The 14,532-nt window shown below is 47.1% G+C and carries 13 protein-coding genes; 5 read left to right on the top strand and 8 right to left on the bottom strand.

Features of this window, described 5'->3' with window-relative positions; translation table 11 throughout:
* Positions 1 to 10 precede the first annotated feature (10 nt).
* From HG547_RS12315 to tsaB, 4 genes are all read right to left on the bottom strand, one after another.
* Complete coding sequence (locus tag HG547_RS12315) at positions 11 to 823, bottom strand: class I SAM-dependent methyltransferase (protein ID WP_037430429.1); 813 nt, start codon at positions 821 to 823, stop codon at positions 11 to 13.
* Positions 824 to 953: 130 nt separating this feature from the next.
* Positions 954 to 1,661: a M50 family metallopeptidase gene (locus HG547_RS12310; protein WP_169547990.1), complete on the bottom strand. Its 708-nt coding sequence runs from the start codon at positions 1,659 to 1,661 to the stop codon at positions 954 to 956.
* Complete coding sequence (locus tag HG547_RS12305) at positions 1,654 to 1,962, bottom strand: hypothetical protein (RefSeq protein WP_023265576.1); 309 nt, start codon at positions 1,960 to 1,962, stop codon at positions 1,654 to 1,656. Before HG547_RS12305 ends, HG547_RS12310 begins: the two co-directional genes overlap by 8 nt.
* 143 nt (positions 1,963 to 2,105) lie before the next feature.
* Complete coding sequence (gene tsaB, locus HG547_RS12300) at positions 2,106 to 2,816, bottom strand: tRNA (adenosine(37)-N6)-threonylcarbamoyltransferase complex dimerization subunit type 1 TsaB (RefSeq protein WP_140907015.1); 711 nt, start codon at positions 2,814 to 2,816, stop codon at positions 2,106 to 2,108.
* Between the two features lie 375 nt (positions 2,817 to 3,191).
* Here tsaB and hemB point away from each other — a divergent pair, with 375 nt between their 5' ends.
* Complete coding sequence (gene hemB, locus HG547_RS12295) at positions 3,192 to 4,190, top strand: porphobilinogen synthase (protein WP_169547989.1); 999 nt, start codon at positions 3,192 to 3,194, stop codon at positions 4,188 to 4,190.
* A gap of 94 nt (positions 4,191 to 4,284) precedes the next feature.
* Here hemB and HG547_RS12290 read toward each other — a convergent pair whose 3' ends face one another.
* On the bottom strand, positions 4,285 to 5,190 hold the full coding sequence (locus HG547_RS12290; protein WP_169547988.1) for a bifunctional methionine sulfoxide reductase B/A protein: 906 nt from the start codon (positions 5,188 to 5,190) through the stop codon (positions 4,285 to 4,287).
* Positions 5,191 to 5,568: 378 nt separating this feature from the next.
* Between HG547_RS12290 and HG547_RS12285 the strand changes: the two genes are divergently transcribed.
* Together HG547_RS12285 and ylqF are read left to right on the top strand one after the other, a co-directional pair.
* A complete protein-coding gene (locus tag HG547_RS12285; protein WP_169547987.1) occupies positions 5,569 to 6,408 on the top strand; it encodes an isopenicillin N synthase family oxygenase in 840 nt (279 codons plus the stop codon).
* Between the two features lie 124 nt (positions 6,409 to 6,532).
* Complete coding sequence (ylqF, locus tag HG547_RS12280) at positions 6,533 to 7,474, top strand: ribosome biogenesis GTPase YlqF (RefSeq protein WP_037419203.1); 942 nt, start codon at positions 6,533 to 6,535, stop codon at positions 7,472 to 7,474.
* Between the two features lie 383 nt (positions 7,475 to 7,857).
* On the opposite strand, the gene HG547_RS12275 is transcribed toward ylqF, so the two are convergent.
* The gene (locus tag HG547_RS12275; protein WP_169547986.1) at positions 7,858 to 8,859 is read right to left on the bottom strand and encodes a rhodanese-related sulfurtransferase; all 1,002 of its coding nucleotides are present in this window, start codon (positions 8,857 to 8,859) and stop codon (positions 7,858 to 7,860) included.
* A gap of 272 nt (positions 8,860 to 9,131) precedes the next feature.
* On the opposite strand from HG547_RS12275, the gene HG547_RS12270 reads away from it, so the two are divergent.
* Positions 9,132 to 9,803, top strand: a complete 672-nt coding sequence (locus HG547_RS12270; protein WP_169547985.1) for a glutathione S-transferase — start codon at positions 9,132 to 9,134, stop codon at positions 9,801 to 9,803.
* Between the two features lie 550 nt (positions 9,804 to 10,353).
* On the opposite strand, the gene HG547_RS12265 is transcribed toward HG547_RS12270, so the two are convergent.
* Positions 10,354 to 12,111: a SulP family inorganic anion transporter gene (locus HG547_RS12265; RefSeq protein WP_169547984.1), complete on the bottom strand. Its 1,758-nt coding sequence runs from the start codon at positions 12,109 to 12,111 to the stop codon at positions 10,354 to 10,356.
* A 225-nt stretch (positions 12,112 to 12,336) separates the two neighbouring features.
* Positions 12,337 to 12,963, bottom strand: coding sequence for a LysE family translocator (locus tag HG547_RS12260; RefSeq protein WP_169547983.1), 627 nt, complete (start codon positions 12,961 to 12,963; stop codon positions 12,337 to 12,339).
* 90 nt (positions 12,964 to 13,053) lie between these two features.
* Here HG547_RS12260 and HG547_RS12255 point away from each other — a divergent pair, with 90 nt between their 5' ends.
* Positions 13,054 to 14,412, top strand: a complete 1,359-nt coding sequence (locus HG547_RS12255; RefSeq protein WP_169547982.1) for a PLP-dependent aminotransferase family protein — start codon at positions 13,054 to 13,056, stop codon at positions 14,410 to 14,412.
* The last annotated feature ends 120 nt before the right edge of the window (positions 14,413 to 14,532 follow it).

Genomic DNA, 14,532 nt, shown 5'->3' with positions numbered 1-14,532 from the left:
TGTCAGGTGATTAGCGGGATTTTTTGACAAATTTGAGCGTCATGCGATCACTCTCACCAATTGCTTGGTATTTTTCTTTATCTGTATCACCTAATGCAAACGAAGGTGGCAACGTCCATACTCCCTTGGCATAGTCCTTAGTGTCTTTTGGATTGGCGTTGATTTCAGAGCTTTCGGCTAAGGTAAAACCGACCTTTTTGGCTAGCGCGATCATCTCGTCTTGATCCATATAGCCCGTACTCATATTCATGCCTTTATTGGCTCTATGTTCGACGACGCCAAATACACCGCCATCTTTAAGCACTTTGTAAGAAGCGGCAAACACGTTTTCGAGCTGGTCGCTTGAAGCCCAATTATGTAAGTTACGGAAAGTTAATACCAAGTCAGCACTGCCATCGGCACCTAAATTCATTTTGGCTGGAGGGTCGAGAACCACCATTTTCGCATTACCAAATAAGGCTTTATTGGCCGTCATCCAAGTATCGAATTTCACGCCCGCATTGGCGCGATAGCGATTACCAGGGGTGTCCGTGCTGGGGGTAGTTTCGAAACTGGCGGCAATATATTGTCCCTTAGGCGCAAGATAAGGGGCAAGGATTTCAGTGTACCAGCCATTACCTGGCCAAAGTTCAATCACGGTTTGTGTTGGGGTTATACCAAAAAATGTAAGGGTTTCTGCGGGGTGACGATAAATATCGCGGCTAGCGTTTTTGGCTTGGCGAAAATCACTTTTAATGGCTTTATCTAATGCTTCATCTGCATTGGCCATACCTGAACAGAGACCAGCAATCAGCATACTGGCGATGAGTGTGACTTTTTTCATAATAATTCTCCTTGGATACCGAAGACTTAAGCTAGCAGTCTATATAAAAAAATCCAAGAATTAGCCGCATAAGTTGACCATTTAGGCTGTAAATATTTGTGATGCCATAGGAGCATTAATGTGCGATGTATTAACGAGAGATGGCGGAATCCACCCGCCGCCAAGCCATATACAAGGCGCAGATACTGCAAAACAACCAAATGGCGACCCAAATCCACGCTGGTATCCATGAACGATCAGCCAGCAGCACCGCATCGCCCTGCCCTTCGAGTCCGAGCAATACCGTTGGGCTTGCCAGCGCATTGAGCATGATCATCAAACCAATAATGCGTAAAAATTGCGTGAGGATTTTATTTTTGCTGAGTTTTAACGGCAGTAACAACACTATCGTCAGTACAGCAAAAATGGCTAAGGTGAGCAAATCTCGCCCCCACAGCAGGCCACTTAGCACCACTAAACCGCCTAAAAACGCAAAGCTTAGGCGAATGCCCTTAGGCCAAGTCGCCAACAGATAAATAAGGTATCCCCAACAGGCTGCGCCAAAATAGCCCGCAAATCCAATCACCAGTGGCGAGCCACCTTGGCTAAAGCAAAAACCCGCACCATTGGGAAAGAGTTGAATATGACTCACTATGCCGCCACTGAGCACAGTCGCGATCCCATGGGACAACTCGTGGAAATAGCTCTCTAACCACTTAAAAGGCACACTCAGATAAGGAATGCGCGTCAAAATGAGGGCCAGCATCAGCTCGATGATAAACAAACCACGGCTCGGAAGGCCGCCAGTTAAACGAGGTGTAAAACGGGATTGAGAAGACACGGACGCACTATCAGGCATAAATATCCACACCCACCATCTGCTGAATCTCTTCACGTTTGGCGGCATGTTGTGTTTGTAGGTATTGGGCGATAGCCCCTTGATGACCTCGGGTACTTTGTTCGTATTCGAGCTGGGCACCGAGTCTGGATTGTAGGTTTTGTGATGAACTATCAGCGGTATCATCAAAGGCTAAGGCAGAAACCGCATCGAGCTCAATCACAGGGCGCGGCGCCTCCGTGGGCGACATTCCCTGTATGACTGCGGGGCGATTACTCGCAACCGCTTGTGTCAAACTCGTTTGAAGCGAATTTACCTGCATCAAAATGCCCAGTTTATATCCTATTTGCCCTGGTTAACCTTGTTAGGCGGTTGTGACGAGTGCCTAACTAAGAATTGATGTCTGCATCGAGAACCCATGCAGACAATCTAGATTCTAACGTATCACGGGGAAGAATGAACAGTTTATTCACGTCCCGGTAACTTTTTCCATGTCACAGTATCACGAAGATATACAGGCTCGAGTTCATCGACACTGGTGGTTAATCCCGCTTTGATACCCGCTTCGGCCAGCGCTAACATGGCTCGGGCATCGGGATACTTCACCGCCGCTAAGGAGGTAATGCCGCTGCCTAGAGCTAATAACTCGGGATAAGCATCAAACCCAGAGCCACAGCCGACAATGGCTTTATTAAGATCGAATACCAGCTCGACCTGCTCTGGCGCGCTCACTACCTCTTTACCGACTAATGTAGCAATGCCATCGACGGCAACAAATTGGCCCCAATACACTTCTCCCATGCGCGCATCGATACAACAGAGCACTTGCTCGGCAGCGTGCTCAGCAATCGCCATTTGTGCCATGGCCGCTAAGGTGGAAATGCCGATAACGGGTAAGTCTAACCCTAGGGCTAAACCTTGAGTCATGCTGGTGCAAATACGGATCCCCGTAAAACTGCCTGGCCCACGGCCGTAGGCAATCGCATCCAGTTTATCTAAGCCGACATTGGCTTGTTTTAATACTGCTTCCACCATGGGCAATAAACGCTGACTATGCTCCCGAGGCGCATCGGCTAACTCAGCAAAAACCTGTCCTTGATAATACAGGGCAGCCGAACAAGCTTCGGTACAAGTGTCGAGGGCGAGAATACAAACAGAGTCTTGGGGTGTTGTCATATAAAAACCGCGCTGTGGGTATAGTTGGGCAGAAGAATAGCGACTTATTAAAGCCCTGCACTATACCAAGTGTAAATTGGCGCAAATGATAACATCAAATAATCGAAAGCAAAGGCTTTAAAACGGCGGCTAATGGCTCGATTGGCTTAGCGCTGGGTTTGTGATCGCCATCACTAACTCAAAAACCTCTTCGGCCTTGGTCCAAATACTAGGAAACTTTTGCCCGATTTTAGGTCTGAGCAAACAGTGCTGTTGCTTTTGTTTCACTAAATCAAGTTCACCAAAGCAACAAGCACAACCTAAGCATCGTTTTTACTCTCTCCCTTTGACGCGAAGCTTCGCGTGATGCTTTCACACTGTTAATAAGGAAATTCAATGAGCAGTACACAAGAAAAATCCCTCAAACCCCTTCGCCGTTTAAGACGCCTACGCCGCACCGAGGCCATGCGTGATCTCGTGCGTGAAACTCAGATTTCCCTAAGCGACTTGGTTCACCCACTCTTCATCGAAGAGCACATCAGCCAAGCCGTGCCCATTTCAACCTTGCCGGGGATCAGCCGTCTGCCCGAGAGTGCGCTTGCCGATGAGATCCAAAGGCTTTACGCCCTAGGGATCCGCTATGTGATGCCCTTTGGGATTTCCCACACCAAAGATGCACAGGGCAGCGACAGTTGGGATGACAATGGCTTACTCGCACGGATGATCCGCACCATCAAAACCACTAAGCCAGAGATGATGGTGATCCCCGATATTTGTTTTTGTGAATATACCGACCATGGACACTGCGGCGTATTGCACCATGGTGAAGTCTGTAACGATCAAACCGTGGCTAACTTAGTCAAACAATCCATTACCGCCGCCAAAGCGGGAGCCGATATACTGGCGCCATCGGCCATGATGGACGGCCAAATTAAAGCTATCCGCCAAGGGCTGGATGAGGCAGGCTTTGAGCACATTGCCATTTTAGCCCATGCTGCCAAGTTCGCCTCTTCCTTCTATGGGCCTTTTAGGGCCGCGGTGGATTGTGAACTTAGCGGAAACCGTAAAGGCTACCAGCTCGATTACGCCAATGGTCGCCAAGCCTTGCTCGAAGCGTTGCTCGATGAAGAGGAAGGCGCGGATATTTTGATGGTAAAGCCCGGCACGCCCTATTTGGATGTGTTAAGTCGCCTAAGGCAGCAAACCCACCTTCCCTTAGCGGCTTATCAGGTTGGCGGCGAATATGCCGGTATTAAATTTGCTGCACTGGCGGGCGCCCTCGATGAGCGCGCCGTCGTCACCGAAACCTTTATCGGGTTAAAGCGGGCTGGCGCCGATTTAATCGTCAGCTATTACGCGAAACAATATGCCGAGTGGTTAGCGCAATCCCGCTAATGCGCTGAGTCTTCAGTCTATCAGCCAAGCCATCAACGAAAACGCCACCCTATCGGTGGCGTTTTTTATCCGTCAATTTGCTCGCACATTAAGCCTATGCTTGTAGCTCGGCAAAGAGGGCTCTGGTCTTTTCAACCTTTGGCCGCACCACAATTTGGCAATAGGGCTGCTCGCCATGCAGGGCGAAGTAATCATTGTGATAATCCTCTGCGGGATAAAAAGACTCAAAGGCCACCACTTGGGTGACGATCGGCGCATCAAATACCCTTGCCTCGGTTAATTTTGCAATCATGGCATTGGTCTCTTCAATCTGCGCTGCATCGTGGGCAAAGACGACGGAGCGATACTGCGGCCCTTTATCATTACCTTGGCGATTAAACGTGGTGGGATCGTGACTCTCAAATAACACCTGCAGCAGCGTTGCAAAGCTGATTTGCGCGGGGTCAAACTCGATGTGCACTACTTCGGCATGCCCAGTTAATCCCGAACACACCGACTTATAATCGGCATCGCTAGCATCCCCACCTGAGTAACCAGAGCTGACATTCAGCACGCCCTTCAGGCTCTTAAAAATCGCTTCAACACACCAAAAACAGCCCGCACCAAAGGTGGCAAAGGCCGTTTTATGCGTCGATGTTGTCACCTCATCGGCCGCTTGAAACACCATGGAGACAGAATTAACGCAATGACGAATATTCTTTGGCGTTAAATATTCCCCTTCAAACACATGGCCTAAATGACCGCCACACTGACTACAGACAATTTCGGTACGGCGACCATCGGCGTCAACATGACGACTCACAGCGCCCGGAATTTCATCATCGAAGGCTGGCCAACCACAGTGGGCATTAAACTTATCTTCTGAGCGATACAAAGGTGCATGGCATTTTTTGCACAAATACACGCCTTTGGCGTCATGTTTATAGTACTCACCGCTAAAGGGACGTTCAGTGCCCTTTTCTTCTATGACATAGCGTTCAAAATCAGTCAGTTTGTTCATAAAAGTCTCCTTTAGCTCCTAAGGTATTCGCCTGCATAAGACCGTTTGTTCCTCAGGTTTATTACGCCTCGGCTTGAATTGGCTTTTTGGCATAGTAGCCGCTTTAGTCGATAAAATCCTGTTGATTGAGCCAATGCTTAAATAACTGGAGGAAAATTCAGCAATGCTCTACGCCTATCGTTTTCAATGTTTGCACCGCGCACAGTGCAAAGCTACACTTGCTGCGGGTCAATTCTCTACCCAAATCCTTTCTATTTGGGCCGCTTTTGCACTAGGGCTTAGCGCACCATACTGATAATGAGATAAGTGGCAACGACTCCTTACCGTTATCCTTAGAAAGTGTTTGGTTAACAACCATATATAACAAGTAGAAACAATATGAAATTAGAAACCATTGATTATCGCGCAGCCGATAGCGCCAAACACTTCGTCGAATCCCTACGTGAAACGGGCTTTGGTGTGCTCTCTAACCACCCTATCGATAAGGAACTGGTCGAAAGTATTTACACTGAGTGGCAAGCCTTTTTCAATTCTGACGCTAAGAACGATTTTATGTTCAATCGTGAAACCCACGATGGCTTTTTCCCCGCGTCGATTTCAGAAACCGCAAAAGGCCACACGGTTAAAGACATCAAAGAGTATTACCACGTGTACCCTTGGGGTCGTATTCCAGATTCTTTGCGTGCCAATATTCTGGCTTACTATGAAAAAGCCAATGCGCTGGCCGCTGAACTGTTAGAGTGGATTGAAACCTACTCGCCAGACGAGGTTAAAGCTAAGTTCTCGATTCCGCTGCCTGAAATGATTGCCGACAGCCACAAAACCCTGCTGCGCATTCTGCATTACCCACCGATGACAGGCGATGAAGAAATGGGCGCTATTCGCGCAGCGGCCCACGAAGATATTAACCTTATCACTGTGCTGCCCGCGGCCAACGAGCCAGGGTTGCAAGTCAAAGCGAAAGATGGCTCTTGGTTAGATGTGCCAAGTGATTTTGGCAATATTATCATCAACATTGGTGATATGTTGCAGGAAGCCTCGGGTGGTTACTTCCCATCGACCTCACACCGCGTGATTAACCCAGAAGGCACGGATAAGACTAAGTCGCGTATTTCACTGCCCTTATTCTTACACCCTAAACCTTCGGTCGTGCTATCTGAGCGTTATACCGCCGACAGCTACCTAATGGAAAGATTACGCGAGCTAGGCGTACTTTAAGCAATACATGCTCAAATTCGCATCAGGATTAAGCAATTAAGCGCCTTCGGGCGCTTTTTTTATGACATTCGTCGCCTTCAAGGTAGAATAGCCGTCTTTAGGTCACTTAGAACAAGGCGCTATCATGGCAATTCAATGGTATCCGGGGCACATGCACAAGGCACGCAAAGAGATCGAAGAGGCTATGCCTCAGGTCGATCTAGTCATTGAGGTGCTGGACGCCCGTATTCCCTACAGTAGTGAAAACCCCATGGTGTCAAAGCTTCGTGGCGACAAACCTTGTATTAAACTACTGAATAAATCCGACTTAGCCGATCCCGACATTACCGCCCAGTGGATTGAATATCTTGAGCGTGAACAAGGGGTAAAAGCCACTGCGATTACCACACTGCAACCGGGTATGTTAAAAATGCTGCCGGATCTTTGTCGTAAGTTAGTACCGAGTCGCGATAAAACTGAAAAAGATATTCGCACTATGATCATGGGGATCCCAAACGTGGGTAAGTCCACCATTATCAATACCTTAGCCGGTCGCGTTATCGCCAAAACCGGTAACGAACCCGCCGTCACCAAAACCCAGCAGCGCATTAACCTGCGCAACGGTATTGTGCTCTCGGACACACCAGGGATTTTATGGCCTAAGGTTGATAACGAAGCTAGTAGCTATCGTCTTGCCGTCACGGGTGCCATTAAAGATACCGCCATGGAATACGAAGATGTGGCGCTGTTTGCCGCAGGTTATTTCTTAAAGGCCTACCCGAAGGAAATTTGCGAGCGTTATAACATCAGCGAGTTACCTAAGGATGATATGGCGTTACTCGAAGAAATCGGCCGTAAACGTGGCGCCCTCCGTCCCGGTGGTCGCATCGATTTGCATAAAGCCTCGGAAGTCGTATTACACGATTACCGCTCAGGTCGAATTGGCCTGTTATCCCTTGAAACGCCTGCGATGGCTGAAATCGAAAAAGCCGAAGTGGAACGCATTCTGGCTGAAAAAGCCGCCGAGAAAGCCGCTAAGCTAGAAGCTGAAAAACTGAAACGCTCTGGCAAACGTCATAACGTTTAATATTACGTTGAACACTCTTAAATATCAGTGAAGTCCATTGGTAAATGCTTTACCGCCCCGTTAATGGGGCGGATGTTCATTAAAGATAACCAGTGGTCATTTTTATCATTAGCGCGACCAATCGATTTTGCCATATACGGCATTCTTTAAGACATTCAGAATTAAATTTTGATCGTTCTAACAAGCTCGTGCTTACGAAACGAAGAGTGACATGTCGCCATTTGACTGAGGTGACAAGCGGCTATCACGACAGAAAGTAAGGGCCAGAGCTTGCCTGCCCTTCCTTTTGACAGCCTTTAGCTTGCCATTTCTGCTGCATAATCGTCCGGTAAAAAAAGTGAGGCTGTCCATAATTGAACAGCATCACCTTAGCTGTGCGGGCGTTAAGTATTAGCTTGCTTGGTTTTGTTTTTCTCTGCAGCTTGTTTGCGCAGTGCTTCTTTCTTTTGTCGACGGGCTTCAATCACATGATTCACATCACTACCGATATGAACCTCATTACGGGATTTAGCTAAATTCACTTGGCGTTCACGTTCAACAAAACGCTTTCGCTGCTCCTCAGAAATCTTATCAATACAATGTGGGCAACTCACACCTTGTACATAAGCTGGGGATAATTTTTCCGCTTCAGTGATTGGCATACGACAAGCATTGCATTGATCGTATTGCCCTTTCTTTAAATCATGGTCGACCGCTACACGATTATCGAAGACAAAACATTCGCCTTCCCACAGGCTTTCTTCCTGTTTGACTTCTTCCAAGTATTTAAGGATGCCACCTTCGAGGTGATACACTTCTTCAAAGCCTTGCTCTTTTAAATAAGCGGTTGATTTTTCACAGCGAATACCACCAGTGCAGAACATCGCCACTTTTTTATGCTTGGCAGGATCGAGATTCTGCTTAACATACTCAGGGAATTCTCTGAAGGTTTCGGTCACGGGGTTAATGGCATTTTTAAAGGTGCCGATTTGCACCTCATAGTCGTTACGGGTATCCACTAGGATGACTTCAGGATTGGAAATCAGCGCGTTCCAGTCCTGTGGCTTAACGTAAGTGCCCACCACTTTAAGCGGATCGATACCCTCGACGCCCATGGTGACGATTTCTTTTTTGAGCTTCACCTTAGTGCGGTAGAAAGGCATTTCGTCGTCAAAGGATAACTTGTAAACGATGTTTTCAAGGCCATTTTGGTTATTCAGCCAAGCCAGCAGTGCGTCGATAGCCGCTTGAGTGCCGGCCACTGTGCCGTTAATCCCCTCACTTGCCAGCAACAATGTGCCTTTAATCTCAGCCTGTTCCATCATGGACAGGAGTGGCTCACGCAGCGACTCAAAATGCGGTAATGAAACAAACTTATATAAAGCACAAACAACAACGTTAGACATAACACCCTCAACTGCTGGCTGGAACTTAATTTCCAGTGCATTAACCAATAATCACCCAAGCCTAAGCTAGGTCGCAAAAATAGGGCGAAATTATACCTGAATCACAGTCGGATAAACACAGACAAAAACCAAGGTCATTGCTTATTTACAGGCAAACGGTGGAAAAATCAGTAATAAACGCAGTATTTCTGTTTTAAAGTCACTACTATTGCCAACTTTTAACCCACAGTCGTGACTAAATCGTTTTTATCATTGCATTAAGGAATAAGACTATGCCCTTACCCATACTCTACAGTTTTCGCCGCTGTCCTTATGCTATGCGCGCTAGACTTGGGCTATTGCTCGGCCAATGCCAAGTGGAAGTGAGAGAAATCACCCTTAAAGCGAAACCCGCGGAGATGTTAGCCATCTCCCCCAAGGGCACAGTGCCCGTATTGCAGCTCCCTACTGGAGAGGTGATTGCTGAGAGCTTGGATATTATGCTCTGGGGACTGCATAAGGCTGACTCGCCAGCCGCACAGCAGTTACTCGGGCAAACCACCTCAGCGCAAAGCCTGATTAATGAGCTTATTGTGCAAAATGATGTTGAATTTAAACCTTGGCTGGATAAGTACAAATATGCAGACCGGTATCCTGAATACTCGCAGGCGGATTATTTCGCCAAGGCCAGCACTTTTCTGGTACGACTCGAAGCACAGCTTCAGCAACATCCTTATCTTATCAGCCCTGCGTTAAGCCTTGCTGATTTTGCCATTATGCCTTTTATCCGCCAATTTACTACGGTGGATGCCAAACGGGATTTGAACGGTGATTTCCCACGGCTTATGGCATGGTTAATTGAGCTAACAAGCACTGACATATTTCAACATGCCATGACTAAATATGTGATCTGGCAGACTGGTAATACCCCAAATTACTTGTTAGGAACGTCTATAAGTAAATAAGAATTAACGTTTATTTTTATATACCCCATAGCAATCGGTAAAATGTTCACGTAAAGTAGCTCTCACTTAGGTAAAGTGAGTAAATCCTTTTTAACATTTTATGCTAAATCATCACGATGAATTACAGGGATAAAGTACTTGGATAATACGGATATTATAATCATAGCGATGCTCATCGGTTTAGCCCTACTGCATTGCTTATTCGCAGCTCGAGTATTTAAGAGCCAAGTTAACCTCAGCACTAACAAAAAATGTTTATGGTGCCTGCTAAGCTTATTTCTAGGACCCATAGGCTACTATGCCTATCATGGTTTAATCCCTTTAGATAAACTGCAAAATGACTAGAACGGGTTGATGTTTAAGCGTTAGATGTTGCGCAAGCTCGCGAAACGATGAATGACGCATAGTTATTATACTCAAATGACGAGCGGCTCTTTACGCCACAACCATCATACTTTCGAGGCATCAAGTATAAAGTGCATATCTCTATGCACTTGAACAATAAACCGAAAAGCGCGGTAATGTCCGCGCTTTTCGTTAAAATAGCATCCTATAAATGACTATGAAGTAGCACATCATCCTCAGGCGCTTTTTTGATAACAGGAGCTTGGCCTTCTGCTAGCGCTTGCTTGTAACTTTGGTTCATTTTCAGAGCAAGATATAAATCTGGCCGAATTAAAATGCCGCCTTCGCCTGACGGGATCCCCGCCTGTTCAAACCAGCCAAGCATCTGCCTTTTTCGCCCCGCCAAGACTAAACGTATACCACGCTTCTTCAATAATTGATGGAGATCTGCAAGCATGGCCATCACACTTAAATCCAAGTGGGTAAAACACGGCACGGCATCAATAATGATGCAATCGACGGGGTCGGGCTCACGGATAAACTTCTCCAGTAACCGACGTTTAAAGTAAGTGGCATTGAAGTAGGTTAAGGGTGAATTAAAACGGTAGATAAACACGCCAGGCACAGACTTAGCCTTGCCTGAATCATCTACACTGCGGATAACCCCTTTATGATCAAGCCCTAACACTTGATCCGTTGGTCGCATCACAGTCGCTAAAAACTGGAATAACCCCAGTAACACCGCCAAGGTAATCCCAGGGATAACGCCAATAAACAGTACTGAAAACAATGTGGTACAAGCAAGCAAGAAGGCTGAGCGGTCTCTGACGCGCAGATTCCATAGCGCCTTTAAATCAATCAACGAAATTGAGGCAATCACTAAGACCACACCAAGAGCTGAACTGGGGATATATTTCAATGGTGCAGTAAAAAACAACGCGACGATCGCAATCAATAACGCCGCGATGATTGAAACAAGCTGACTTTTACCGCCGTTAGCATCATTGACAGCTGTACGCGAATCAGCACCGCTGACCGCAAAACCTTGTGATAAAGCTGAAGCAATATTGGCAATACCGAGGGCGCGAAACTCCTTGTCCGCATCGATATCATAGCCATTTTTAGCCGCAAAACTGCGTGCAGTAAGCATCATACTCACAAAGCTCACCATGGCTAAGTTAAGCGCAGGCACAACTAGTTCACGGGCAATACCAATATTAAAAACCGGCGCTTGAAACGAAGGCAAGCCTGCACTCACCTCGCCCACCACATTGATATCGAAGCTGGTTAAGTTAAAGGCCCACACCAAAAATGCAGCCATTGCCATTGCACACATTGAAGCAGGCCATTGTGGACGATAACGTTTTATTAAGGCATAGGTGGCTAAGGTCACCAGTCCCATCAATAAGGTGGGCCAGTGTGTTTTGGTGAGATAGGAAGGCGCACCGGATAAGCGCTCAATCAAATAACGCTCATCGAAGGTGAAACCAAAAATCTTTGAGAATTGACCGACGATAATAGTGATCGCCACACCATTAAGTAACCCCATTAAAATCGGTTTTGAGAGAAAGTCCGCCAAGACGCCAAGGCGAAAACGGCTGGCGATTAAACACCAAAAACCGGTCATAGCCGTCATGGTCATCACGAGTTGCCAGTGCTTCATGCTGTCGCCAGCAGCAAGTGGCGTCACAACGGCGGCAATCACGGCGCAAGTCGCGGCATCGGGACCAACGATTAATTGTCTGGAAGTACCAAACAATGCATACACTAACATTGGCAGCACACAGGAGTATAAACCTACAGCGGCATTGACCCCTGTAAGTTGTGCATAGGCAATGGCTACAGGTAAAGCGACCGCCGACACGGATAATCCGGCTCGAACATCATCCCTGAGCCATTGCTTCTCGTACTGCAGCATCTGCGCCAAACCAGGCATAAATGATACTAAACTGGGAAACTTCACGCGCTAACCTCCATATACTCCCAAGTCAATTGCTAACTTGTTATGGTTAGATAACTCACCTTACTATCGGTGCAATACCCACGGCACCAACTTCTTCAGTTTATTTAGGTATATAAAACCGTTATCTAAAAAAGCCATCAATATTATGTTGGTTATGGCATAAAGCCAATCATTAAGCGAGTCAGTATCCCAGAATATTTAAGCTTTTAGCCTAATGAGCTCTGCTTACCGCAGGATCATCGGCAATGAAACTAACAATAAACTGCCCATAAACCAGTTAAAATGGCGTCGACGTTTATCCGTATTCAGTTTTTTACTGATTGCTGCACCAACAAACACCCAAGTAAATGAAGCCGGAAATCCCACCAGATTAAACACTAACACGCCTAGTAATGCACTGAGCCAAAAACCATCGCCCCCTAAGGTAAACGCACTACAAAGGGTAATGGTCGACATCCAAGATTTAGGATTAATCCACTGAAACAGCGCCGCCTCCATCACACTCATCGGCTGACGACCGTCATCCAAATGCGCCGCCTTAACAGGAGAGGTGACTAATCGATAGGCAAGGTGCAACAAATACAATATCGCTGCGTACTTTAGCACTTGATGCAACACGGGAAACGCCTCGAATAAAGCGCCAAGACCCAATAACACCGACAGATGCAAAAAGGTCGAACCTAAGCGGATCCCTGCAATATGTGGAATGGTACGCATCACCCCGAAATGAGCGCCGGAGCTGGCGAGTAAAATATTATTTGGCCCCGGAGTCATGGTCATGGTTGCACAAAAAAGTGCCGCAGAAGCCATTAATGTCCAGAGTTGTGGATCATTAAAAAGTTTAATATCCATAAACACCCAAATTGTACGCATACAATGTTTGACAAAAAAGATACAATAAATAATATAGGGAGATTAGCGGAGATCAATGGATTTATTGTCATGAGTACAATTTGGACGCCGGATCTAGAGGCATTTACAGGTCCTAAATATCAACGTCTCGTCAGTGCGATCGAACAAGGCATTTTGTGTAAGACCCTGCCCCATGGCACAAAACTCCCACCACAGCGGCGTTTAGCCGATGCACTTGGAGTGACCATAGGCACTGTCACTCGGGCCTATGCTCTAGCGGAGCAACGCGGTTATGTGGAAGCGCGTATCGGTGATGGTACCTATGTCAACGCCTCTCCCGTGCCAGAGCTCAGTCATTTGCAGCTCAATATGGCGACTTGTCAGCAACCGCTGACGGATCAAATAAGTACGCTGAGTGATTGCCTAAGCCAACTGGCTAAGGATCCGGCGAAACTGAGTCAACTCCTTGGCTATCGCGCCAGCCCGTTAGATCAACATCAACAGATATTTCACCACTGGCTTTTACAACGCGGTATTGAACAGCAACCCGAGCAACTAATCTTTACCCATGGTGGGCAACAGGCCATTTTTGCCTGCCTTAGTGCCTTCCTAGCCAAGGGCGAGGTGCTCCTGCACGAGCAGTACAGCTATCCCGGTGTGCGTATTTGCGCGAAACAATTGGGTATCAATAGCATTGGCGTGCCGTTAACCGCTGACGGGGTCGATCTGGCAAGATTCGAGGCCTTAGTACAAATCCATCAACCTAAATTGGTGTACTTAACCCTCAACAATCAAAACCCCACCTGCATTCAATACAGTGAGCAACAGAGAGAAAAACTGTTGGCACTCGCGGAGCAGTACCAGTTTTATATCATTGAAGATGATGTGAATTATTGTCTCCCTGAAGAGTGGCACCCTCCGCTTTGGCAGTTAGCACAGACGCTGAATATGCCGAGGGTCATTTACATTTCAAGCCTTTCTAAGCTGTTTTCAGGGGGCTTAAGGCAAGGTTTTATCCTCGTACCCGAGCCGCTCATCGCGCCATTGCGCCTCGCCATTCATAGCCAATGCTGGATGGTTTCACCGCTCAATGTGGAGTTAGCCTGTCAGCTGATTAAGCGCGGGCACATCACGGCCAATCGCGATGCAATTATTCGCGCGCGTCAGCAGCAATGCATAGCATTGGGCGACAAGCTGGGGTTAACTCAGCGCTGGCGGGGTTTAAATGGCTGGATCCAGTTACCCGAAGACATTAAAGCCCATCATCTGGTGACCGCCTTAGCAGCTAAAGGTGTACTGATCCGCAATGGGGATGACTTTAACTGTCATGATAACTTTATCCGTTTAAGTTTAGGTGGCGCCGAAAACGATACCCAATTCCAGATTGCGCTCGAATGCATCGAATCCACCTTTAACGCCCTCAAGCAAAACGCCTATTCAGTCGTTTAACCTTGTATTTTTATCGCTAGAAAGAAGCAAAAGGAAACGCCAGAGTGATGCTCTGGCGTTTTAAGCTTGCTTAAGCAAGCATTTAAGATGTTGAGATCTAAAGTTATCGCACCTTGAACA

The sequence above is a fragment of the Shewanella sp. DNRA4 genome (genome assembly GCF_012843185.1).
GTDB lineage: Bacteria > Pseudomonadota > Gammaproteobacteria > Enterobacterales > Shewanellaceae > Shewanella > Shewanella xiamenensis.
The sequence above is the reverse complement of the archived record's forward strand: the minus strand, read 5'-3'. Positions and strand labels throughout refer to the sequence as shown.